We start from the raw sequence: 23,394 nt of genomic DNA, 5'->3' as shown, positions 1-23,394 counted from the left end.
ACACCGGCCCGGAAGTGTTTCCGGGTGACGTCTCCCCGCATTCTTGACGGCGCTTGGCCCTGGTGTCACTCAAGAGGTGGGATCGATCTCCCGCAGGAGCCCGGTGTGCACGTCGAAGACGAAGCCTCGCACATCGTCCTTGTGGGGCAGGAAGGGGTTCGTGCGGACCCGCTGCATGGACTGGCGGACGTCCTGGTCCACGTCACGGAAGGCCTCGACGGCCCAGGCGGGGCGCTGGCCGACCTCGTCCTCCAGCTCGTGCCGGAAGTCCTCGGTCAGGCTTTCGAGACCGCATCCGGTGTGGTGGATGAGTATCACCGTGCGGGTGCCGAGCGCCCGCTGGCTGATGGTGAGGGAGCGGATGGTGTCGTCGGTGACCACCCCGCCGGCGTTGCGGATCGTGTGACAGTCGCCCAGCTCCAGGCCGAGGGCGGCGTGAAGGTCGAGGCGGGCGTCCATACAGGCCACGACGGCCACCTGGAGGACCGGGCGGGCATCCATGCCGGGGTCGGCGAACTTCGCGGCGTAGGCGCGGTTCGACGACACCAGACGGTCGGTGACGGAGTGGTCCTCGGCGGCCTTGGGCGCGGAGGCGGCGGGCACGGGTACGGAAGTCGTCATGGATACGACGTTAGTGGTCACAGGACGTATGAGCATCGAGTGAGGGTGGACAAAGAAGGTCACCTGATCCTGTTGTGAGCTAACCCACAGGGGTGAGGCGCACGCGGCCGTCCGGGTGATTCGCGGCATTTGCCGCTTCGGTCGCAGCGGAGCGCACGGCGCGCGGGGCGGTTCGTTGACCGCGGCGACCGTTGCACTAAAGTGACGCGAACCGGCCGGAGCCCGGCCCTGACCGGCCGCCCGGCCCTTTGGTAAGACTCCGCGTGCGCGGCGCGGCGTATGCCTGCCGCGCCGTTATCTGAGAGGGCGCTTTGACTAGCGAGTCCCGACACGTCCCGGTGATGCTCCAGCGGTGCCTGGACCTGTTGGCCCCGGCACTGGAGAGGCCCGGGGCCGTCGTCGTCGACTGCACCCTCGGCCTCGGCGGCCACAGCGAGGCCCTGCTCACCCGGTTCCCCGAGGCCCACCTGATCGGCCTGGACCGCGACAAGGAAGCCCTGCGCCTCTCCGGGGAGCGCCTCGCGCCCTTCGGGGACCGGGCCACCCTCGTCCACGCCATCTACGCCGACCTCGCCGAGGTACTGGACAGCCTGCGCATCCCCACCGTGCAGGGCATCCTCTTCGACCTCGGCGTCTCCTCCATGCAGCTGGACGAGGCCGACCGCGGCTTCGCCTACGCGCAGGACGCCCCGCTCGACATGCGGATGGACCAGACGACGGGCATCAGCGCGGCCGAGGTCCTCAACACCTACGCCCCCGGTGAGCTGGTCCGGATCCTGCGCCAGTACGGCGAGGAGAAGCAGGCCAAGCGGATCGTGTCCGCGGTGGTGCGCGAGCGGGACAAGGAGCCCTTCACCAACAGCGCGCGCCTCGTCGAACTGATCCGCGACTCCCTGCCGCAGGCCGCGAAGCGGACCGGCGGCAACCCGGCCAAGCGCACCTTCCAGGCGCTGCGCATCGAGGTCAACGGCGAGCTGTCCGGACTGGAGCGGGCCATCCCCGCCGCGGTGGACCGGATCGCGGTCGGCGGCCGGATCGTGGTGCTCTCGTACCAGTCGCTGGAGGACCGCCTGGTCAAGCAGGTCTTCGCAGCCGGCGCGACCTCGACGGCACCGGCCGGGCTGCCGGTCGTACCGGAGAAGTACCAGCCGAAGCTGAAGCTGCTGACGCGCGGTGCGGAGCTGCCGACCGAGGAGGAGATCGCGCAGAACCGGCGTGCGGCCCCCGCCCGCTGCCGCGGGGTGGAACGCATCCGGGAGGCGCGGCTGTGAAACGCCTGGGGCGGGTGCTGGGGGGACCGGTCGCCGGACAGGCGGCGCGGACCCCGTTCGTCCTGCTGGTCGTGGCGCTGCTCGGCGGCGGGCTGATCAGCCTGCTGCTGCTGAACTCGGCGCTCAACGAGGGCTCCTTCCAGCTGAGCAAGCTGAAGCGGGAGACCACGGCGCTCACGGACGAGGAACAGGCGCTGCAGCGGGACGTGGACGGCTACTCGGCGCCCGACGCGTTGCAGCGGCGGGCGCACGAGCTGGGTCTGGTGCCCGGTGGCAGCCCGGTCTTCATCGGGTCCGACGGCAAGGTCGCCGGGACCGCGTCGCCGGCCGCCGAGCCGCCACCCCCGTCGCCGCCGGCCTCCGCCCCGCCGGTCTCGCCCTCCCCGGGCGGGGCCGTCCCCAGCCCGGCCGGCTCCCCGGCCCCGGCCCCCTCGGGCGCAGCCGCCCCGGCCGCCCCGGCCCCCTCCACCGCGCCGTCGGGCGGCGCCCCCCAGCCCTCCCAGACCCCTGGACGGTGACGTCGTGACGCGTACCCCTGCGGGACATGTCCCCTACCCGCCCTTCCACCATCCCCCAGACTCCGTCCGGGGGGGCCCCCAGCCGGGCCTGCCCGGACCCGTGGCCGAGTGCGGCGCCGTTCCCGGGGGCCAGCCCCCGGACCCCCGCTCCTCAAACGCCGGAGGGGCTGGAACGGGCCGGCGTCGGCCTGGATTGCCCGCAGGGCAATATCAGCCCCTCCGGCGTTTGAGGAGCGGGGTCTGGGGCGGCGCCCCAGGAGCCCCGGCGCAGGGAGGCTGCGCGTGAGCCCGCAGGAGCCGCCGCGCCGGCGGGTGCCCGGGCCCGGGCGGCCCCGGCCCGCAGGGGACCGGGCGCGGCCCGCGGCCCGGCCGGGTGGGACCAGGCCCGCCACCCGCCGCCCCGCCCCCGCGAGGAAGCCGCACACGATCCGGCTCGGCGCCCCCAAGCCCCGCCTGCGGCTGGTCAGCGTCGGGCTGACGCTGGTGATGCTGGCGTTCGTCGTACGGCTGCTCCAGGTGCAGGCCGTCGACGCGTCCGCGTACTCCGCCAAGGCTTCCGAGAACCGCTTCACCAGCTACACCCTGGCCGCCGAGCGCGGGGAGATCACCGACCGCAAGGGCGTGGCGCTCGCCACCAGCGTGGACGCGTACGACATCACCGCCGACCCGCACATGTTCACCGTGCAGGAGAGCAAGGCTCCCGACGCCCCCGAGCAGGCGGCCGCGCTCCTCGCGCCGATCCTCGGCAAGGACGTCAAGGAGCTCACCGCGCGCCTGAAGACGAAGAACACCCGCTACGTCGTCCTCGCCCGCCGCCAGACCCCGCAGGTCTGGAACCAGATCAAGGACCTCAAGAAGGTCTTCGCCGAGAAGGCGACCGCCGACAAGAGGAAGAACGGCCCCGGCGCCAACGTCCTGGCCGGCGTGTTCAACGAGAACAGCAGCAAGCGCGTGTACCCGAACGGCGACCTCGCCGCCGGGATACTGGGTTACGTCAACGCCGAGGGCAAGGGCGGCGGCGGCCTGGAGTCCTCCCTCGACAAGAAGCTGGCCGGCAAGGACGGCGAGCTCACGTACGCCCAGTCGGGCGGCCGCCGCGTGCCGACCGCCGGGTCCAGCGAGAAGCCCGCCGTGCCCGGCGAGGACATCGAGCTGACCATCGACCGCGACATCCAGTGGGCCGCGCAGAGCGCCATCACCGAGCAGGTCGCCAAGTCGGAGGCCGACCGCGGGTACGTCATCGTCCAGGACACCCGCACCGGCGAGGTCCTCGCCATGGCCAACGCCCCCGGCTTCGACCCCAACGACCTGTCCAAGGCCAGCTCCGCCGCCATGGGCAACGCGGCGCTCCAGGACGTGTACGAGCCCGGCTCCACCGCCAAGGTGATGTCCATGGCGGCCGTCCTGGAGGAGAAGAAGGCGGGGCCCGACACCCACGTCGAGGTCCCCAACCGGCTGCACCGCGGCGACCGGCTCTTCAAGGACGACATCGACCACATCACCTGGTACCTGACCCTCAACGGGGTCCTGGCCAAGTCCTCCAACATCGGCACCATCCTGGCCACCGGCCAGCTCGGACCGACGCAGCCCGAAGCCAACAAGGTCCTGTTCTCGTACCTGGACAAGTTCGGCATCGGCCGGCCCACCGGCCTGAACTACCCGGGCGAGTCCCGCGGCATCCTCGCCCCGCCCGAGAAGTGGTCCACTTCCCAGCAGTACACGATCCCCTTCGGCCAGGGCCTGTCCCTCAACGCCATGCAGGCGGCCTCCGTGTACTCGACGATCGCCAACGGCGGGGTCCGCATCGCCCCGACCCTGGTCCGCGGCACCAGGGGCCCCGACGGCCGCTTCACCCCGGCCCCGGCGCCCGCGAAGAACCAGGTGGTCAGCAAGGAGACCGCCAAGACCCTCGCGGAAATGCTGGAGTCGGTGGTCGACGACCAGGAGGGCACCGGCACCAAGGCCCGGATTCCCGGCTACCGGGTCGGCGGCAAGACCGGCACCTCCAACCGGGTGGATCCGGCCACCGGCCGCTACAAGGGCTACACCGCCTCGTTCGCAGGCTTCGCACCCGCGGACAACCCCCGCATCACCGTGTACTGCGCCATCCAGAACCCCACCAAGGGCAGTTACTTCGGTGGCCAGATCTGCGGGCCCATCTACAAGAAGGTCATGGAGTTCGCCCTCAAAACCCTCCAGGTCGCTCCCACCGGAACCGCCCCCGCCGGACTCCCGGTCACCTACGAACCCGGCGCGCAGCCCGGCCCCCGGCCGAGCCGGCAGCCGGGCCAGTGACCGCGGCCCCGGCCGGCCCGCCCCAGAAAAGCGTGAGGCACCATCAGTGACAACGATCACCCCCGAATCCGGGAACCACGCGTCCGCCGCCCCCGAGGCCGGGCCCTCGCTTCGCGAGCGGCCCGCCGGGCCCGGTACGCTCACCGCCGTGCCCCACGCTGATCAGCCCAGAACCGCCCAGAACGACGCACCGGCAGCGCCGCCGGGAGCGCCACGCCCCCTGTCCGTCCAGCCGACCCCCCTCGGCGAGCTGGCGGAGCTGCTGGGAGTGGAAGTCCCCGGCGCGCGGACGCGGATCACCGGCATCACGCACGATTCCCGTGCCGTGCGCCCCGGAGACCTGTACGCGGCCCTGCCGGGCGCCAAGCTGCACGGCGCGGACTTCGCCGCGCAGGCGGCCGCCCTCGGCGCCGCCGCCGTGCTGACCGACCCGGCGGGCGCGGAGCGCGCCGCGGCCACCGGACTCCCGGTCCTCGCCGTCGCCGACCCGCGCGGCCGGATGGGCGAACTGGCCGCCGCGGTCTACGGACGGCCGGGCGGGGCCCTGCTCCAGATCGGCATCACCGGCACCTCCGGCAAGACCACCACGGCGTACCTCGTCGAGGGCGGACTGCGCGGCGCCGGACGCAAGACGGGGCTCATCGGCACCGTCGAGATGCGCGTCGGCGACGAGTGCATCAAGTCCGAGCGCACCACCCCCGAGGCCACCGACCTGCAAGCGCTCTTCGCGGTCATGCGCGAACGCGGCGTCGAGGCGGTCGCCATGGAGGTCTCCAGTCACGCCCTGGTGCTCGGCCGGGTCGACGGCTGCGTCTTCGACGTGGCCGTCTTCAACAACCTGAGCCCGGAGCACATGGAGTTCCACTCCGACATGGAGGACTACTTCCAGGCCAAGGCGCAGCTCTTCACCGAGCGCCGCGCCCGCCTCGGCGTGGTCAACGTCGACGACGAGTACGGGCGCCGCCTCGCCAAGGAGTCGCCGATCCCGGTCGTCACCTTCTCCGCCGCGGGCGACCCGGCCGCCGACTGGCGGGCCGAGGACGTGGTCTCGCGCCACATGGACTCGACCCTGACCCTGGTGGGTCCCGCGGGGGAGCGGGTCCGGGCCACCGCCCCGCTGCCCGGTCCGTTCAACGTGGCCAACACCGTCGCCGCGATCGTCACGCTCGCCGCCGCCGGCCTCGACCCGCAGACCGCCGCCGACGGCGTCGCCGCGGTCCCCGGGGTGCCGGGCCGCCTGGAGCGGGTCGACGCGGGACAGCCGTACCTGGCCGTCGTGGACTACGCGCACAAGACGGACGCCGTCGAATCGGTCCTGCGGGCCCTGCGCGAGGTCACCACAGGCAAGCTGCACGTCGTACTCGGCTGCGGCGGCGACCGCGACACCACCAAGCGGGCCCCGATGGGCGCCGCGGCCGCCCGGCTCGCCGACACCGCCGTACTGACCTCCGACAACCCGCGCTCCGAGGACCCCCTCGCGATCCTCGCCGCGATGTTTTGCGGCGCCGTGTCCGTGCCGCCCGCCGAGCGGGGCACCGTCCTCGTCGACGCCGACCGGGCGGCGGCCATCGCCGCCGCCGTCGCGCGCGCCGAGGCCGGCGACACCGTGCTGGTGGCCGGCAAGGGCCACGAGCAGGGCCAGGACACCGCGGGCGTCGTACGCCCCTTCGACGACCGTGCGGTCCTGCGCGCGGCTATCGAGACCCAAGCACGCCAGCGTCCCCGACAGGCCGAGGTCAACCAGTGATCGCCCTTTCCCTCGCCGAGATCGCCGACATCACCGGCGGGCAGCCCCACGACATACCGGATCCGTCCGTCATGGTCACCGGTCCCGTGGTCTACGACTCCCGCGAGGTCGAGGCCGGCAGTCTGTTCGCCGCCTTCGTCGGGGAGCGGGTGGACGGCCACGACTATGCCGAACGCGCCCTGGCCGCCGGAGCGGTGGCCGTCCTCGCGATCCGGCCCGTCGGCGTCCCGGCCATCGTCGTCCCCGACGTGGTGGCCGCCCTCGGCGCGCTCGCCCGAGCCGTCGTCGAACGCCTGGGCACCGACGTCGTGGCCCTCACCGGCTCCGCCGGCAAGACCTCCACCAAGGACCTGATCGCCCAGGTCCTGCAGCACCACGCGCCGACCGTGTGGACCCCCGGGAACCTCAACAACGAGATCGGCCTGCCGATCACGACGCTGCGGGTCACCGAGGAGACGCAGCACCTGGTCCTGGAGATGGGCGCCCGGGGCATCAGCCACATCGCCTACCTCACCGGACTGACGCCCCCGCGCATCGGCGTGGTCCTCAACGTCGGCACCGCGCACATCGGAGAGTTCGGCGGCCGCGAGCAGATCGCGCAGGCCAAGGGCGAGCTCGTCGAGGCCCTGCCGTCCGAGGCGGAGGGCGGCATCGCCGTCCTCAACGCCGATGACCTGCTGGTCCGTGCCATGGCCGGGCGCACGAAGGCCCGTACGGTGCTCTTCGGCGAGGCCGAGGACGCCGACATCAGGGCCACCGAAGTCCGGATGACGGACAGGGGACAGCCTTCCTTCACATTGCGAACACCGACCGGGTGCAGCGACGTGACCTTGCGGCTGTACGGTGAGCACCACGTGTCGAACGCGCTCGCCGCGGCCGCCGTCGCCCACGTACTGGGCATGTCCGCCGAGGAGATCGCCACCGCGCTCTCCGGGGCGGGCAGCCTTTCCCGGTGGCGGATGGAGGTCACCGAGCGGGCGGACGGTGTGACGATCGTCAACGACGCCTACAACGCAAACCCCGAGTCCATGCGGGCCGCACTGCGCGCACTCGCCGCGATGGGCGGTGCCGGCAAGGCGAACGGGGGCCGCACGTGGGCGGTGCTCGGCCCGATGGCCGAGCTCGGAGACGACGCGCTCGCCGAGCACGACGCGGTCGGACGACTTGTCGTCCGGCTCAACGTGAGCAAGCTGGTCGCGGTCGGGGGCAGGGAAGCCTCCTGGCTGCAACTGGGCGCATATAACGAGGGTTCGTGGGGTGAGGAGTCGGTGCTCGTGTCCGACGCGCAGGCGGCGGTCGACCTGTTGCGCAGTGAACTGCGCCCGGGGGACGTCGTGCTGGTGAAGGCTTCCAGGTCAGCCGGCCTGGAGCGGGTGGCCCAGGCCCTGCTCGACGGCGAGGTCGCGGGCCGATGAGGCAGATCCTGTTCTCCGGAGTCATCGGACTCTTCCTCACGCTCATCGGCACCCCGCTGCTGATCAAGGGTCTGGCCCGCAAGGGCTACGGCCAGTTCATCCGCGACGACGGGCCGCGCGGTCACGCCGGGAAGAAGGGCACGCCCACCATGGGCGGCATCTCCTTCATCCTGGCCACGCTGATCGCGTACGCCCTCACCAAGGTGATCACCGGAAGCCAGCCGACCTTCTCGGGCGTGCTCGTGCTCATGCTGATGGCGGGCATGGGCGTGGTGGGCTTCCTCGACGACTACATCAAGATCGTCAAGCAGCGTTCGCTCGGTCTGCGGGCCAAGGCCAAGATGGCCGGCCAGCTGATCGTCGGCATCGCCTTCGCGGTGCTCTCCCTGCAGTTCAAGGACGCGCGCGACCTCGCCCCGGCCTCCACCAAGCTGTCGTTCGTCACGGACTTCGGCTGGTCGATCGGCCCGGTGCTGTTCGTGGTCTGGGCGCTGTTCATGATCCTGGCGATGTCCAACGGCGTGAACCTGACCGACGGTCTCGACGGCCTGGCCACCGGCGCCGCCGTGATGGTCTTCGGCGCCTACACCTTCATCGGCGTCTGGCAGTACCAGGAGTCCTGCGCCAACGCGCAGACCCTGACCAACCCGAACGCCTGTTTCGAAGTGCGCGACCCACTGGACCTGGCGGTCGTCGCCGCCGCCCTGATGGGCGCCTGCTTCGGCTTCCTGTGGTGGAACACCTCGCCCGCCAAGATCTTCATGGGTGACACCGGTTCGCTGGCCCTCGGCGGCGCGCTCGCCGGCCTCGCGATCTGCTCCCGCACGGAGTTCCTGATGGCGCTCCTCGGCGGCCTCTTCGTCCTGATCACCATGTCGGTCGTCATCCAGGTCGGCTCCTTCAAGCTGACCGGCAAGCGCGTCTTCCGGATGGCACCGCTACAGCACCACTTCGAACTCAAGGGGTGGTCGGAGGTCCTGGTCGTCGTCCGGTTCTGGATCATCCAGGGCATGTGCGTGATCGTGGGCCTCGGAGTCTTCTACGCGGGATGGGCAGCCGACAAGTGACCGCCTGGCACGGCAAGAACATCACCGTTGCCGGCCTCGGCGTGAGCGGCATCAGTGCCGCGCGTGCCCTGGCCGGGCTGGGTGCGGTCGTCACCGTCGTGGACGGCGGCGACAGCGAGGGCCACCACGCACGGGCCGCGGAGCTGGAGGCGGCGGGCATCTCCGTACGCCTCGCGGACGCGCAGACCCTGCCCGAGGGGACCGACCTGGTCGTCACCTCGCCGGGCTGGAAGCCCGACAGCCCGTTGTTCGCGGCAGCCGCCGCGGCCGGCGTGGACGTCGTGGGCGACGTCGAGATCGCCTGGCTCCTGCGCGAGGTCGCCGAGGACCGGCGTGCCGCCCGGTCCGGCGAATCCCGCAGGGAACCGGCTCCCTGGCTCGCCATCACCGGTACCAACGGCAAGACGACCACCACCCAGATGCTCGCCTCGATCTTGAAGGCCGCAGGCCTCAGGACCGCGGCCGTCGGCAACATCGGCACCCCGATCATCGACGTGGTGCTCGGCGAGGAGCAGTACGACGTGCTCGCCGTCGAGCTCTCCAGCTACCAGCTGCACTGGGCGCCCTCGGTGCGCCCCCACTCCGCGGCCGTCCTGAACCTGGCCCCGGACCACCTCGACTGGCACGGCTCCATGGAGGCGTACGCCGCCGACAAGGGCCGGATCTACGAGGGCAACACGGTGGCCTGCGTCTACAACGCTGCGGACAAGGCCACCGAGGACCTGGTCGTCGAGGCCGACGTGGAAGAGGGCTGCCGGGCCATCGGCTTCACCCTCGGCGCCCCCGGCCCCTCCATGTTCGGCGTCGTCGACGGCATCCTGGTCGACCGGGCCTTCGTGGAGAACCGGCAGAAGAACGCCCAGGAACTCGCCGAGGTCGCGGACGTCAACCCGCCGGCCCCGCACAACATCGCCAACGCCCTCGCCGCGGCGGCCCTGGCCCGCGCCTTCGGCGTCGAGCCGCGCGCCGTCCGCGACGGACTGCGCGACTTCCGGCCGGACGCCCACCGGGTCAGCCACGTGGACGAGGTGGACGGGGTCACGTACGTCGACGACTCCAAGGCCACCAACACCCACGCCGCGGAAGCCTCCCTGGCGGCCTTCGAGCCGGTCGTCTGGATCGCCGGCGGCCTCGCCAAGGGCGCGACCTTCGACGAGCTCGTGCAGAAGGCGGCGAAGCGGCTGCGGGGCGTGGTGCTGATCGGCGCCGACCGGGCCCTGATCGCCGAGGCACTGGCGCGACACGCCCCGGAGGTCCCGGTCGTGGACCTCGCACGGACCGACACTGGGGCGATGCTCGCGGCGGTCCGGGAAGCGGCCCGGCTCGCGGAGCCCGGCGACACGGTTCTGCTGGCACCTGCCTGTGCCTCGATGGACATGTTCGCGAACTACAGCAAGCGTGGGGACGCGTTCGCCGACGCGGTGCGCGAACTGGCCGCCGAGCAGGCCTAGGTCCGGCTCGATCCAGGGCAGGTTCCCTCCGGCCGACCGGCTGCTCGCCTCGTACGAGTGGGAGGGGAAGATCACAGATGCCGGCCAAGCAAGTGCTGCCGGGGCGGCGGCCGTCCGCCGACAGGACCGCCAAGGCTGCCCAGACTGCTAAAGAGGGCAAGGGCGCCAAGGGAGCCAAACCCGGCGCGCCCCGGGCGCCCAGGGCTGGCCGGATGCTGGGCCGGGGGCGCCCGGCGCCGCGTCCCGGGCGGTCCGCCGGGGGCGGACCGCTGACCCGGCTGAGGCGCACCCAACGGCAGTTGCGCCGGGCCTGGGACCGGCCCCTCACGGCGTATTACCTGATCTTCGGCAGCTCGCTGCTCATCACCGTGCTCGGCCTGGTGATGGTCTACTCGGCCTCCATGATCAAGGCGCTCCAGCTCGGCCTGGGCGACGCGTACTTCTTCAAGAAGCAGTTCCTGGCGGCCGCGATCGGCACCGGACTGCTGCTGATCGCCTCGCGGATGCCCGTCAAACTCCACCGGGCCCTGTCCTATCCGGTGCTCACCGGCACGCTCTTCCTGATGGTCCTGGTGCAGGTGCCCGGGATAGGAGTGTCGATCAACGGCAACCAGAATTGGATCTCCCTTGGCGGTCCGTTCATGCTCCAGCCCAGTGAGTTCGGCAAACTGGCCCTGATCCTCTGGGGAGCCGACCTGCTGGCACGCAAGGGCGACAAGGACCTGCTGAGCCAGTGGAAACACCTGCTGGTGCCGCTGGTCCCGGTCACCTTCCTGCTGCTCGGGCTCATCATGCTGGGCGGGGACATGGGCACCGCGATGATCCTCGGAGCCATCCTGTTCGGCCTGCTGTGGCTGGCCGGGGCGCCGACGCGGATGTTCGCGGCGGTCCTGGCCTTCGTGGGCGTGCTCGTCGCACTGCTCATCAAGACCACCCCGCACCGGATGGAACGGCTCCAGTGCATCGGCGTGACCGAGATCCCCGCGAACGGCGGGTGCTGGCAGGCGGTCCACGGAATCTACGCCCTCGCATCGGGCGGATGGTTCGGTTCCGGGCTGGGTGCCAGTGTGGAAAAATGGGGGCAACTGCCAGAGGCCCACACCGACTTCATCTTCGCCATCACCGGCGAGGAACTGGGGCTGGCGGGGACGCTGTCGGTGCTCGCCCTGTTCGCGGCCCTAGGCTATGCGGGTATCCGCGTGGCCGGACGCACGGAGGACCCCTTCGTACGGTTTGCCGCGGGAGGCGTGACCACCTGGATCACGGCGCAAGCCGTGATCAACATCGGTGCGGTGCTCGGTCTGCTGCCGATCGCCGGGGTCCCGCTCCCGCTGTTCTCCTACGGTGGGTCAGCCTTGCTGCCGACCATGTTCGCGGTCGGACTGCTCATCGCCTTCGCGCGTGAGGAGCCGGCGGCACGGGCGGCGCTCGCGATGCGGAGGCCCAAGAACGGCCGGCCGCGGACCGGGCAGAGATGGAAGTCGATGAGACGGCGCGTCAAGAAGCGTCCGTCCGGAGAGCGGTGAATTTCGGTGCATGTCGTACTCGCCGGTGGGGGGACCGCCGGCCACATCGAGCCGGCGCTGGCCCTCGCGGACGCCCTGCGCAGGCAGGACCCTTCCGTGGGCATCACCGCCCTCGGCACCGAACGCGGACTCGAAACCCGCCTGGTGCCCGAGCGCGGCTACGAGCTGGGACTGATCCCGGCCGTCCCGTTGCCCCGTAGGCCCACACCCGAGCTGATCACCGTCCCAGGACGGCTGCGCGGCACCATCAAGGCCGCGGAGGAGATCCTCCTGCGCACCAAGGCCGACTGCGTCGTCGGCTTCGGCGGCTACGTGGCCCTGCCCGGCTACCTCGCGGCCAAGCGCCTCGGAGTGCCGATCATCGTCCACGAGGCCAATGCGCGGCCCGGACTGGCCAACAAGATCGGCTCCCGGTACGCGTTCGCCGTCGCGGTCTCCACCCCCGACAGCAAGCTGCGCGGCGCCCGCTACGTGGGCATCCCGCTGCGCCGCTCCATCTCCACCCTCGACCGGGCACTGGTCCGCCCGGAGGCGCGCGCCGCCTTCGGCCTGGACCCCAACCTGCCGACGCTGCTGGTCTCCGGCGGTTCGCAGGGCGCCCGCCGCCTCAACGAGGTGATCGAGCAGGTCGCGCCGACCCTCCAGCGCTCCGGGGTCCAGATCCTGCACGCGGTCGGCCCGAAGAACGAACTGCCGCGTGTCGACAACATGCCCGGGATGCCGCCGTATGTGCCGGTACCGTACGTGGACCGGATGGATCTCGCGTACGCCGCCGCCGACATGATGCTCTGCCGCGCGGGCGCGATGACCGTCGCCGAACTGTCCGCCGTGGGGCTGCCCGCCGCCTACGTCCCGCTGCCGATCGGCAACGGCGAACAGCGGCTCAACGCCCAGCCGGTGGTCAAGGCCGGCGGCGGCCTGCTCGTGGACGACGCGGAACTGACGCCCCAGTGGGTGCTCAGCCAGGTCCTCCCGGTCCTCGCCGACCCGCACCGCCTGTACGAGATGTCCCGCGCCGCCGCCGAGTTCGGCCGCCGGGACGCCGACGATCTGCTCGTCGGCATGGTGTACGAGGCGATCGCAGCCAACAGAGCCCGCTGACGCGGGAAGCACCGACGCAGGAGGCACAGGAGTGGCCGGAGCGAGCACCGCGCAGCGTGGCGGTCCGGGAGCCGCCGGGAAGGGCTCCGGCCCCCTCAAGCGGCTGGGGACCCCGAAGGCTCCCAAGCCGCCGAAGCCGCCCAAGGGCTCCGGCCCCGGGGGACCCCGCGGGCCGCGCCCCGGCGGGCGGCTCCCGGGAGGACTGCGCCGGGGGCCCCTCGTGGTCGCCGGCCTGGTCCTCGCGCTGCTCCTGGCCGCCGGCTGCACCTGGATCCTCTACGGGTCCTCCTGGCTCCGGGTCGAGAAGGTCACCGCCGCCGGCACCGAGGTCCTGACCCGGGAGCAGGTGCTGGCGGCGGCGGCCGTTCCCGTCGGAGCGCCCCTGGTGTCCGTGGACACCGATGAGATCGAAGCCCGGATCCGCGGCCGCCTGCCCCGCATCGATTCGGTCGATGTGGTGCGGGCCTGGCCGCACGGAATCGGGTTGAAGGTGACGGAACGCAAGCCCGTTCTGCTCATCAAGAAGGACGCGCGGTTCGTGGAAGTGGACGCTTCCGGTGTGCGATTCGACACGGTCGGACACGCGCCGACGGGTGTTCCGCTCCTCGAACTGAGCTCCCGGCAGTCTCCGAGCGGCCGCCGTTTCGACGAGGAACGGCTGCTGCACGAGGCCGTCGGCATCGCCGGCGTCCTCCCGGAAGCGATCCGCAAGGAGACCGTGCAGGTCAAGGTCCGGTCCTACGACTCGGTCGTACTGGAGTTGACCGGCGGCCGGACGGTGGTCTGGGGGAGCGACGAACAGGGCGCGGCGAAGGGCCGCGCGCTGACGGCGCTCCTGAAGGCCTCGCCCAAGGCTGACCGATTCGACGTGAGCGTCCCCACCGCCCCCGCGGTGTCCGGTAGTTGACGTCTGGTCGAACAGCGTCGCACCCTGGTTGGCCACCGATACGGGTGATCACATAGGGTGAAAAGAAAAACGGGAGGTTCGGCGTGTTCGTTGAACACGCGCTACTTGTCGACTTAGTGTCCTGTTCGGAAGAGTCCAAGGAACAGACACACTCATAACCCTAAACTTCAGGGTTAGGGTTCGGGTCGGCGTGTACGGACCGTCCCAATTTCGGCATCAGTCGTCGCACCGCAGGCCCGCGAGGCGAACGACACGTAACTCGAGGCGAGAGGCCTTCGACGTGGCAGCACCGCAGAACTACCTCGCAGTCATCAAGGTCATCGGTGTCGGCGGCGGTGGTGTCAATGCCATCAACCGAATGATCGAGGTCGGTCTCAAGGGCGTCGAGTTCATCGCCATCAACACAGACGCCCAGGCGCTGTTGATGAGCGACGCCGACGTCAAGCTCGACGTCGGCCGGGAACTCACCCGGGGTCTCGGCGCCGGCGCCAACCCGGATGTCGGTCGCAAGGCGGCAGAGGACCACCGCGAGGAGATCGAGGAGGTCCTCAAGGGGGCCGACATGGTCTTCGTGACCGCCGGCGAAGGCGGCGGCACCGGAACGGGTGGCGCACCCGTCGTCGCCAACATCGCGCGCTCGCTGGGCGCCCTGACGATCGGTGTGGTCACCCGGCCGTTCACCTTCGAGGGCCGGCGCCGCGCGAACCAGGCCGAGGACGGCATCGCCCAGCTCCGCGAGCAGGTCGACACCCTCATCGTCATCCCCAACGACCGCCTGCTGTCCATCTCGGACCGCCAGGTCAGCGTGCTGGACGCCTTCAAGTCGGCGGACCAGGTCCTGCTGTCCGGCGTCCAGGGCATCACCGACCTCATCACCACCCCGGGTCTGATCAACCTCGACTTCGCGGACGTCAAGTCCGTGATGTCCGAGGCGGGCTCGGCCCTCATGGGCATCGGCTCGGCCCGCGGCGACGACCGCGCGGTGGCCGCGGCCGAGATGGCGATCTCCTCGCCGCTGCTGGAGGCGTCCATCGACGGCGCCCGCGGCGTGCTGCTCTCCATCTCCGGTGGCTCGGACCTCGGTCTCTTCGAGATCAACGAGGCCGCGCAGCTGGTGAGCGAGGCCGCGCACCCTGAGGCGAACATCATCTTCGGAGCCGTCATCGACGACGCGCTCGGCGACGAGGTACGGGTCACCGTCATCGCGGCCGGGTTCGACGGCGGACAGCCTCCGGCCCGCCGCGACAACGTCATCGGCGCGGCCTCCACCAAGCGCGAGGAGCCGGCCCCGGCTCCGGTCCGTGCCGCCGAGCCGGCCCGCCCGGCCTTCGGCGGACTCGGCTCGGTCACCCCGCGCGAGGAGCCGGTCCGCAGCGAGCCGGTCCCGGTCGCCGAGGCTCCGGCCCCGCAGGTCCCGACGGCCCGGCCGTACCAGGACAGCCCGGCCGAGGAACTGGACGTCCCGGACTTCTTGAAGTGACCTTGGAGCAGTACAGCGAGAGCGGCGCCCACTTCGCCTTCACCGACCGGTGGGGCGGGGTGAGCGCCGTTCCGTACGAGGAGCTCAATCTCGGCGGCGCGGTCGGAGACGACCCGGCCGCCGTTCGTGCGAACCGGGCCGCCGCGGCGAAGGCGCTGGGCATCGCGCCGGACCTGGTGGTCTGGATGAACCAGGTGCACGGCCGGGACGTGATGGTGGTCGACGGCCCGTGGGGGCCGGACGAGCCGGTCCCCGCGGTGGACGCGGTGGTGACCGCCCGTCGGGGGCTCGCCCTCGCGGTCCTCACCGCCGACTGCACGCCCGTCCTGCTCGCCGATCCCGTCGCCGGCATCGCGGGGGCCGCCCACGCCGGGCGGCCCGGGCTGGTGGCCGGAGTCGTGGGCGCCGCCGTCGAGGCGATGGTCTCGCTCGGGGCCGACCCCGCGCGCATGGTGGCCCGTACCGGACCGGCGGTGTGCGGGCGCTGCTACGAGGTTCCGGCCGAGATGCGGGCGGCGGTCGCCGAGGTGGTGCCGGCCGCGTACGCCGAGACGAGCTGGGGGACACCGGCCGTCGACGTGGTCGCCGGAGTGCACGCGCAGCTCGCTGAGGTGGGGGTGGCCGACGTCGGCCGTTCCCCGGTCTGCACACTGGAGTCGCGGGACCACTTCTCGTACCGCCGCGACCGGATGACCGGGCGGCTTGCCGGATATGTCTGGTTGGACTGAAGAATGACGGATCGTAAGTCCGAGCTCGCCGAGAACCTGGCGCGGGTGGAGGAGCGGATCGGGGCCGCCTGCGCGGCCGCCGGGCGCAAGCGGGAAGAGGTGACCCTCATCGTGGTCACCAAGACCTACCCGGCGAGTGACGTACGACTGCTGGCGGACCTGGGGGTCCGTCACGTGGCGGAAAATCGGGACCAGGACGCGGCCCCCAAGGCCGAGGCCTGTGCGGATCTGCCGCTCACCTGGCACTTCGTCGGCCAGTTGCAGACGAACAAAGTCCGTTCCGTGGCGGGATACGCGCACCTCGTGCAGTCCGTCGACCGCCCCAAGCTCGTCGCGGCCCTCTCGGCGGCCGCGGAAGGCGCCGGACGGGAACTGGGCTGCCTGGTGCAGATCGCCCTCGACGCGGAGGCGGGCGAACGGGGGGCCCGCGGCGGCGCGGCGCCCGAGCAGCTCGCCGAGTTGGCGGACCTCGTGGCCGCGGCCCCCGGACTGCGCATCGACGGCCTCATGACGGTCGCTCCGCTGGCCGGGCGCTACGCGGGACGCGAACAAGCGGCCTTCGAGCGGCTGGTGGAATTGTCATCCCGCCTGCGCGCGGACCATCCGGCTGCCACGATGGTGTCGGCCGGGATGAGCGCAGACCTGGAACAGGCCGTTGCGGCCGGTGCGACACATGTACGCGTCGGCACTGCGGTACTCGGCGCGAGACCCCGGCTCGGGTAACGTCGCGAAGAAAGTCGGACCACAGCAGAAAATATGGTCATTTCCGCTGATGAGCGGACAGGCCACGTGGATCGCGGGCAGTTGGTGACATTCGTGACACGGCGATACACCTGCGACAGGGCGATCCACCACAGAGCGGAGGACTCAGAGAATGGCCGGCGCGATGCGCAAGATGGCGGTCTACCTCGGCCTCGTGGAGGACGACCGGTACGACAACCCGGGGTACGACCCCGACGACGAGTTCGAACCCGAGCCGGAGCCGGAGCGGGAGCGTCGGCGACAGCAACCCGTTTCGCATCAAACGCCCGTATCGGACGAACCGGTACGAATTGCCCAGCCTCCGGCACCAAGGGAACCCATCCCAATGCCGGTTGAAAACGGACGTCCTGCGCGAATCGCCCCCGTGGCGTCCATCACACCCGAACGCTCGAATCTGGAGAAGAACGCCCCCGTGATCATGCCCAAGGTCGTCTCCGAGCGGGAGCCGTACCGCATCACGACGCTGCACCCCCGGACCTACAACGAGGCCCGTACCATCGGGGAACACTTCCGTGAGGGCACTCCGGTGATCATGAATCTCACGGAGATGGACGACACGGACGCGAAGCGTCTGGTCGACTTCGCCGCAGGACTCGTCTTCGGTCTGCACGGCAGCATTGAACGCGTGACACAGAAGGTGTTCCTGCTGTCTCCTGCTAACGTCGATGTCACGGCGGAGGACAAGGCCCGCATCGCGGAGGGCGGGTTCTTCAACCAAAGCTAGACCGATCCGTCAGATACGGGACCGGGTACAGGGCGGAAGTAGGGGAGAGGGAAGCGCGGGATGGGCGTAGCACTGCAAGTGGTTTACATCGCGCTGATGTGCTTCCTCATCGTGCTGATCTTCCGACTGGTCATGGACTACGTGTTCCAGTTCGCACGTTCATGGGCACCCGGCAAGGCGATGGTGGTCGTTCTGGAGGCCACCTACACTGTCACCGATCCACCGCTCAAGCTCCTTCGGCGGCTCATCCCGCCGTTGCGTCTCGGGGGCGTGGCACTCGACCTGTCCTTCTTCGTTCTGATGATCATCGTTTACATCCTCATCAGTTTCGTGAGCACCGCTGCGAGAAGCGTGTGAACGATGAGCTTCCCCGCAGGCGCGGGGACAGTCCCGATACGGTCCTGCCGACTGCCGACGACTACGTAGAGGTGAAGAAGACATGCCGCTGACTCCCGAGGACGTGCGGAACAAGCAGTTCACGACCGTCCGCCTGCGAGAGGGCTATGACGAGGACGAGGTCGATGCCTTCCTCGACGAGGTCGAGTCCGAGCTGACGCGCCTGCTGCGCGAGAACGAGGACCTGCGCGCCAAGCTGGCGGCCGCCACGCGTGCCGCCGCGCAGAACCAGCAGCAGGGCAGCATGCGCAAGCCCGAGCCCCAGGACCAGCGTGGCCCCGGCGCCCCCGTGCCCGCGGCCATATCCGGCCCCCCGCAGCAGCAGCCCCAGATGGGTCAGCCGCAGCTTCCGGGTGGCCCGCCCCAGCTTCCGGCCGGCCCCGGTGGGCACGGTCAGCAGGGTCCCGGCCCGATGGGCAACCCCATGCAGCAGCACACCATGGGTGGGCAGCAGCAGATGGGCCAGCAGGGCATGGGCCAGCAGGGCATGGGCCAGCAGGGCATGGGTCAGCAGGGCATGGGCCAGCAGGGTCCCGGCCCGATGGGCAACCCCATGCAGCAGCAGTCCATGGGTGGCCAGAACCCGCTCGGCCAGCAGATGGGCCAGCCCATGGGCCAGCAGATGCAGCCCATGGGGCAGCAGATGCAGCCGATGGGCCAGCAGATGCACCAGCAGCCGCAGCAGCTTCCGCAGCAGGGTCCCGGTGGCGACAGCGCCGCCCGCGTCCTGTCGCTCGCGCAGCAGACCGCCGACCAGGCGATCGCGGAGGCCCGCTCCGAGGCCAACAAGATCGTCGGCGAGGCCCGGTCGCGCGCCGAGGGCCTGGAGCGGGACGCCCGCGCCAAGGCCGACGCGCTGGAGCGGGACGCGCAGGAGAAGCACCGCGTCGCGATGGGCTCCCTGGAGTCCGCCCGCGCCACGCTGGAGCGCAAGGTCGAGGACCTGCGGGGCTTCGAGCGCGAGTACCGCACCCGTCTGAAGTCCTACCTGGAATCGCAGCTGCGCCAGCTGGAGACGCAGGCCGACGACTCGCTGGCTCCGCCGCGGAACCCCGCCGGTCCCGCGCTGCCGCCGTCGCCGACCCCGTCGATGGCTCCGGCCGGTGCGATGCACTCCATGGGCGGTCCGTCCATGGGTGGCGGCCCCTCCCCGATGGGTGGTCCGTCCCCGATGGCCCCCTCCTACGGTGGCGGCCAGCAGCAGATGTCCCCGGCGATGACGCAGCCGATGGCTCCGGTGCGGCCGACTGGTCCGCAGCCGATGCAGCAGGCGCCGTCTCCCATGCGGGGCTTCCTGATCGACGAGGACGACAACTAAGCGGTAGCCGTCGGCAGACGGTTCGGGCCGGGCCCGGTTCCCCTTCGGGGGCACCGGGCCCGGCCCGTTTCCGTACCCCCGGCCCGGTGGCGGGTGGCCGCTGCGCGGGGCGAGGCCCCCTACCCGCCCTTCCACCGTTCCCTGGGGCTCCGCCCCAGACCCCGCGCCTCAAACGCCGACGAGGCTGGATGTGCCGCTGCGCGGCAAACCAGCCCGCCCGGCGTTTGAGGGCACGGGCGCGGAGCGCACGTAGGGGCCGGGGCGCAGCTCCGGGAAACGGTGAAAGGGCGGGGCGGGGAGAGGAAACAGCTGTGGCCCGGCACCCTCAGGAGGGGTCCGGGCCACAGGCCGAGGAGGCTACGCCTTGCGGAGGCGGAACGTGAGGCCGAGGGGCTCGTCCTCGAAGGGGTCGCCGTACGACGCGTCGGCCTCGCCGGAGGCGTAGTCCGTGGCCAGGACCTCGTCCGCGATCAGGGTCGCGTGGTCGGTCAGGGCCGTCACGACCTCCGGGTCCGGCGAGGACCAGCGCAGGGCGATGCGGTCCGCGACGTCCAGGCCGGAGTTCTTCCGGGCCTCCTGGATCAGGCGGATCGCGTCACGGGCCAGGCCCGCGAGCCGCAGCTCCGGAGTGATCTCCAGGTCCAGGGCGACCGTCGCGCCGGAGTCGGACGCCACCGACCAGCCCTCGCGGGGGGTCTCCGTGATGATGACCTCCTCGGGGGTGAGGGTGACGGGCTCGCCGTTCACCTCCACCGAGGCCTCGCCCGAGCGCAGGGCCAGCGACAGCGCCGCCGCGTCGGCCGCGGCCACCGCCTTCGCCACGTCCTGCACGCCCTTGCCGAAGCGCTTGCCGAGCGCGCGGAAGTTCGCCTTGGCCGTGGTGTCGACCAGGGAACCGCCGACCTCCGAGAGGGAGGCCAGCGAGGAGACGTTCAGCTCCTCCGTGATCTGGGAGTGCAGCTCGGGGGAGAGGGTCTCGAAGCCCGATACGGCGACCAGCGCGCGGGACAGCGGCTGGCGGGTCTTCACGCCCGACTCGGCCCGCGTCGCGCGGCCCAGCTCCACGAGGCGGCGTACCAGCTGCATCTGCTGGGACAGGGCCGGGTCGATCGCGGAGGCGTCCGGGACCGGCCACGTGGTCAGGTGCACCGACTCCGGGGCGTCCGGGGTGACCGGGACGATCATGTCCTGCCAGACCCGCTCCGTGATGAAGGGGGTGAGCGGGGCGAGGAGGCGGGTGACCGTCTCCACGACCTCGTGCAGCGTGCGCAGCGCGGCCGCGTCGCCCTGCCAGAAGCGGCGCCGCGAGCGGCGGACGTACCAGTTGGAGAGGTCGTCCACGAAGGCGGAGAGGAGCTTGCCGGCGCGCTGGGTGTCGTAGGACTCCATCGCCTCCGTGACCTCGGTGGTGAGGGTGTGGAGCTCCGAGAGCAGCCAGCGGTCGAGGACCGTGCGGTCCGCGGGCGCCGGGTCGGAGGCCGACGGGGCCCAGTTCGACGTGCGGGCGTACAGGGCCTGGAAGGCGACCGTGTTCCAGTACGTGAGGAGCGTCTTGCGGACGACCTCCTGGATCGTGCCGTGGCCGACGCGGCGCGCCGCCCACGGGGAGCCGCCCGCCGCCATGAACCAGCGGACGGCGTCCGCACCGTGAGTGTCCATCAGCTGGATCGGCTCGAGGGTGTTGCCCAGGTGCTTGGACATCTTGCGGCCGTCCTCGGCGAGGATGTGGCCCAGGCAGACCACGTTCTCGTAGGAGGACTTGTCGAAGACGAGGGTGCCGACCGCCATCAGCGTGTAGAACCACCCGCGCGTCTGGTCGATGGCCTCCGAGATGAACTGCGCCGGGTAGCGCTTCTCGAAGATCTCCTTGTTCTTGTGCGGGTAGCCCCACTGCGCGAACGGCATCGAACCCGAGTCGTACCAGGCGTCGATGACCTCCGGCACGCGCACCGAGGTGAGGGAGCAGCCCTCGGCCGTGCAGGGGAAGGTGACCTCGTCGATGTACGGGCGGTGCGGGTCCAAGTTCGACTGGTCCGTGCCCGTCAGGTCGCTCAGCTCCGCGAGGGAGCCGACGCAGGTGAGGTGGTTCTCCTCGCAGCGCCAGATGGGCAGCGGGGTGCCCCAGTAGCGGTTGCGCGACAGCGCCCAGTCGATGTTGTTGTTCAGCCAGTCGCCGAAGCGGCCCTGCTTGACGGAGTCCGGGAACCAGTTGGTCTTCTCGTTCTCCCGCAGCATCGCGTCCTTGACGGCGGTGGTGCGGACGTACCAGGACGGCTGCGCGTAGTAGAGCAGGGCGGTGTGGCAGCGCCAGCAGTGCGGGTAGCTGTGCTCGTAGGCGATGTGCTTGAACAGCAGGCCGCGCGCGTCGAGGTCGGCGGTCAGCTTCTCGTCGGCCTTCTTGAAGAAGACCCCGCCGACCAGCGGGACGTCCTCCTCGAAGGTGCCGTCGGGGCGGACCGGGTTCACGACGGGCAGGCCGTACGCGCGGCAGACCGCGAGGTCGTCGGCGCCGAAGGCGGGGGACTGGTGGACCAGACCGGTGCCGTCCTCGGTCGTGACGTACTCGGCGTTCACGACGTAGTGGGCGGGGGCGGGGAACTCGACCAGGTCGAAGGGGCGCTGGTACGTCCAGCGCTCCATCTCCTTGCCCGTGAAGGACTCGCCGGTGGCCTCCCAGCCCTCGCCGAGGGACTTCTCCAGCAGGGGCTGGGCGACGACCAGCTTCTCGGTCCCGTTCGTGGCCACCACGTACGTGACGTCGGGGTGCGCGGCCACCGCGGTGTTGGAGACCAGGGTCCAGGGGGTGGTCGTCCAGACGAGGAGCGCGGCCTCGCCCGCGAGGGGGCCGGAGGTCAGCGGGAAGCGGACGTAGACCGAGGGGTCGACGACCGTCTCGTAGCCCTGGGCCAGCTCGTGGTCCGAGAGGCCGGTGCCGCAGCGGGGGCACCAGGGGGCGACGCGGTGGTCCTGGGTGAGCAGGCCCTTGTTGAAGATCTCCTTCAGCGACCACCACACGGACTCGACGTACTCGGGGTCCATGGTGCGGTAGGCGTCGTCGAGGTCGACCCAGTAGCCCATCCGGTTCGTGAGCTCGGTGAACGCGTCGGTGTGGCGGGTCACCGACTCGCGGCACTTGGCGTTGAACTCGGCGATGCCGTACGCCTCGATGTCCTTCTTGCCGTTGAAGCCCAGTTCCTTCTCGACGGCGAGCTCGACGGGCAGGCCGTGGCAGTCCCAGCCGGCCTTGCGGGCCACGTGGTAGCCGCGCATGGTGCGGAAGCGGGGGAAGACGTCCTTGAAGACGCGGGCCTCGATGTGGTGCGCGCCGGGCATGCCGTTCGCGGTGGGCGGGCCCTCGTAGAAGACCCACTCGGGGCGTCCCTCGGACTGCTCCAGGGTCTTGGCGAAGGTCTTGCTCTCGCGCCAGAAGTCGAGGACCGCGTGCTCGAGGGCAGGCAGGTCGACCTGGGCGGGTACCGGGCGGTACTGCGGCGGTGTGGTCATGAGGCTGAACTCTTCCTCCGGCGGGGTGTCACTTCCGTCCGGAGGGACGAGGGCCGCCTCCCCTGAATCAGGGACGAGCTGCTCCCGCGGTACCACCCTCCTTGGCCTGCGGACCTGTGGTCCGTCGGCCCCCTCATTGGGGTGCGAAGCCGGTTCTACTCGCCCTACGGGAATCCCGTGGGCTTTCTTCCGGCGGCTCCGGGGTGATCCTTCGCATCGCGCTCGCCCCCGGGCTCTCACCGTCCCCGGGTCGCTCCTGGCTGCGTCCGACGCTACTCGTCCCCATCCATGCTTCTCGCTGGGCCCAGTGTACGGGCCGGGGGGCTGGTCGGCAGACCGGTTTACGGGGCGTGGCGCGGGGGTCCGGGCGGGACGCGGACCGGGGCCTGGAATGACCCGAATGGGCCGACGGGCCGCTCCGGGGTGCGGTGGGGCGGGTGGGGCGGATTACCGGGCTCCCTGCTGGGCACAACGGATGCAGGTTGACCTCGATGGACGCGTGCCCCGTTGCCGCGGGGCCGGAGTCGATTTATCGTTCCGGCACGATTCGCGAGCAATGATCA

Annotated in this window: 18 protein-coding genes; 16 read left to right on the top strand and 2 right to left on the bottom strand. The window is 71.0% G+C overall.

All coding sequences use genetic code 11. The features are described 5' to 3' along the window. Window positions 1-69 precede the first annotated feature (69 nt). Window positions 70-657 (bottom strand): beta-class carbonic anhydrase, encoded by a 588-nt coding sequence (locus AC3IYI_RS10415; protein WP_489409907.1) that lies wholly within the window; start codon window positions 655-657, stop codon window positions 70-72. A gap of 305 nt (window positions 658-962) precedes the next feature. On the opposite strand from AC3IYI_RS10415, the gene rsmH reads away from it, so the two are divergent. The 16 genes from rsmH (at window position 963) to AC3IYI_RS10335 (ending at window position 19,327) form a co-directional block, all read left to right on the top strand. Next, a complete protein-coding gene (gene rsmH, locus AC3IYI_RS10410) occupies window positions 963-1,892 on the top strand; it encodes a 16S rRNA (cytosine(1402)-N(4))-methyltransferase RsmH (RefSeq protein WP_489411496.1) in 930 nt (309 codons plus the stop codon). Continuing rightward, window positions 1,889-2,410: a cell division protein FtsL gene (gene ftsL, locus AC3IYI_RS10405; protein WP_489409906.1), complete on the top strand. Its 522-nt coding sequence runs from the start codon at window positions 1,889-1,891 to the stop codon at window positions 2,408-2,410. The genes rsmH and ftsL overlap by 4 nt, the downstream gene beginning before the upstream one ends. A gap of 282 nt (window positions 2,411-2,692) precedes the next feature. Then, entirely contained in the window at window positions 2,693-4,705 is a 2,013-nt protein-coding gene (locus AC3IYI_RS10400; RefSeq protein WP_489409905.1) for a peptidoglycan D,D-transpeptidase FtsI family protein, read from the top strand. 46 nt (window positions 4,706-4,751) lie between these two features. Continuing rightward, on the top strand, window positions 4,752-6,452 hold the full coding sequence (locus AC3IYI_RS10395) for a UDP-N-acetylmuramoyl-L-alanyl-D-glutamate--2,6-diaminopimelate ligase (RefSeq protein WP_489409904.1): 1,701 nt from the start codon (window positions 4,752-4,754) through the stop codon (window positions 6,450-6,452). Next, complete coding sequence (locus tag AC3IYI_RS10390; protein ID WP_489409903.1) at window positions 6,449-7,867, top strand: UDP-N-acetylmuramoyl-tripeptide--D-alanyl-D-alanine ligase; 1,419 nt, start codon at window positions 6,449-6,451, stop codon at window positions 7,865-7,867. Before AC3IYI_RS10395 ends, AC3IYI_RS10390 begins: the two co-directional genes overlap by 4 nt. After that, window positions 7,864-8,934, top strand: a complete 1,071-nt coding sequence (gene mraY / locus AC3IYI_RS10385) for a phospho-N-acetylmuramoyl-pentapeptide-transferase (protein ID WP_327252309.1) — start codon at window positions 7,864-7,866, stop codon at window positions 8,932-8,934. Before AC3IYI_RS10390 ends, mraY begins: the two co-directional genes overlap by 4 nt. Next, window positions 8,916-10,385, top strand: coding sequence for a UDP-N-acetylmuramoyl-L-alanine--D-glutamate ligase (gene murD / locus AC3IYI_RS10380; protein ID WP_489409902.1), 1,470 nt, complete (start codon window positions 8,916-8,918; stop codon window positions 10,383-10,385). Before mraY ends, murD begins: the two co-directional genes overlap by 19 nt. A 212-nt stretch (window positions 10,386-10,597) precedes the next feature. Beyond that, window positions 10,598-11,911 carry a putative lipid II flippase FtsW gene (gene ftsW / locus AC3IYI_RS10375; protein WP_489411495.1) on the top strand — a complete coding sequence of 438 codons (1,314 nt, stop codon included), beginning with the start codon at window positions 10,598-10,600 and terminating at the stop codon, window positions 11,909-11,911. 6 nt (window positions 11,912-11,917) lie between these two features. Continuing rightward, window positions 11,918-13,012, top strand: a complete 1,095-nt coding sequence (murG, locus tag AC3IYI_RS10370; RefSeq protein WP_489409901.1) for an undecaprenyldiphospho-muramoylpentapeptide beta-N-acetylglucosaminyltransferase — start codon at window positions 11,918-11,920, stop codon at window positions 13,010-13,012. A 31-nt stretch (window positions 13,013-13,043) separates the two neighbouring features. Next, window positions 13,044-13,919, top strand: a complete 876-nt coding sequence (locus tag AC3IYI_RS10365) for a cell division protein FtsQ/DivIB (RefSeq protein ID WP_489409900.1) — start codon at window positions 13,044-13,046, stop codon at window positions 13,917-13,919. Window positions 13,920-14,199: 280 nt separating this feature from the next. Continuing rightward, window positions 14,200-15,399, top strand: a complete 1,200-nt coding sequence (ftsZ, locus tag AC3IYI_RS10360) for a cell division protein FtsZ (protein WP_243330151.1) — start codon at window positions 14,200-14,202, stop codon at window positions 15,397-15,399. Next, a complete protein-coding gene (pgeF, locus tag AC3IYI_RS10355; protein WP_489409899.1) occupies window positions 15,396-16,127 on the top strand; it encodes a peptidoglycan editing factor PgeF in 732 nt (243 codons plus the stop codon). The genes ftsZ and pgeF overlap by 4 nt, the downstream gene beginning before the upstream one ends. 3 nt (window positions 16,128-16,130) lie before the next feature. Beyond that, a complete protein-coding gene (locus AC3IYI_RS10350) occupies window positions 16,131-16,850 on the top strand; it encodes a YggS family pyridoxal phosphate-dependent enzyme (RefSeq protein WP_243330180.1) in 720 nt (239 codons plus the stop codon). A gap of 151 nt (window positions 16,851-17,001) precedes the next feature. Next, entirely contained in the window at window positions 17,002-17,613 is a 612-nt protein-coding gene (locus AC3IYI_RS10345) for a cell division protein SepF (protein ID WP_489409898.1), read from the top strand. 60 nt (window positions 17,614-17,673) lie between these two features. Beyond that, on the top strand, window positions 17,674-17,970 hold the full coding sequence (locus AC3IYI_RS10340) for a YggT family protein (RefSeq protein WP_030707331.1): 297 nt from the start codon (window positions 17,674-17,676) through the stop codon (window positions 17,968-17,970). Between the two features lie 82 nt (window positions 17,971-18,052). Further along, window positions 18,053-19,327 (top strand): DivIVA domain-containing protein, encoded by a 1,275-nt coding sequence (locus AC3IYI_RS10335; RefSeq protein ID WP_489409897.1) that lies wholly within the window; start codon window positions 18,053-18,055, stop codon window positions 19,325-19,327. Window positions 19,328-19,684: 357 nt separating this feature from the next. On the opposite strand, the gene ileS is transcribed toward AC3IYI_RS10335, so the two are convergent. Then, window positions 19,685-22,831, bottom strand: coding sequence for an isoleucine--tRNA ligase (gene ileS, locus AC3IYI_RS10330; protein ID WP_489409896.1), 3,147 nt, complete (start codon window positions 22,829-22,831; stop codon window positions 19,685-19,687). Between the last annotated feature and the right edge of the window lie 563 nt (window positions 22,832-23,394).

It is taken from the genome of Streptomyces sp. GL_148, assembly GCF_057834205.1.
The sequence above is the reverse complement of the archived record's forward strand: the minus strand, read 5'-3'. Positions and strand labels throughout refer to the sequence as shown.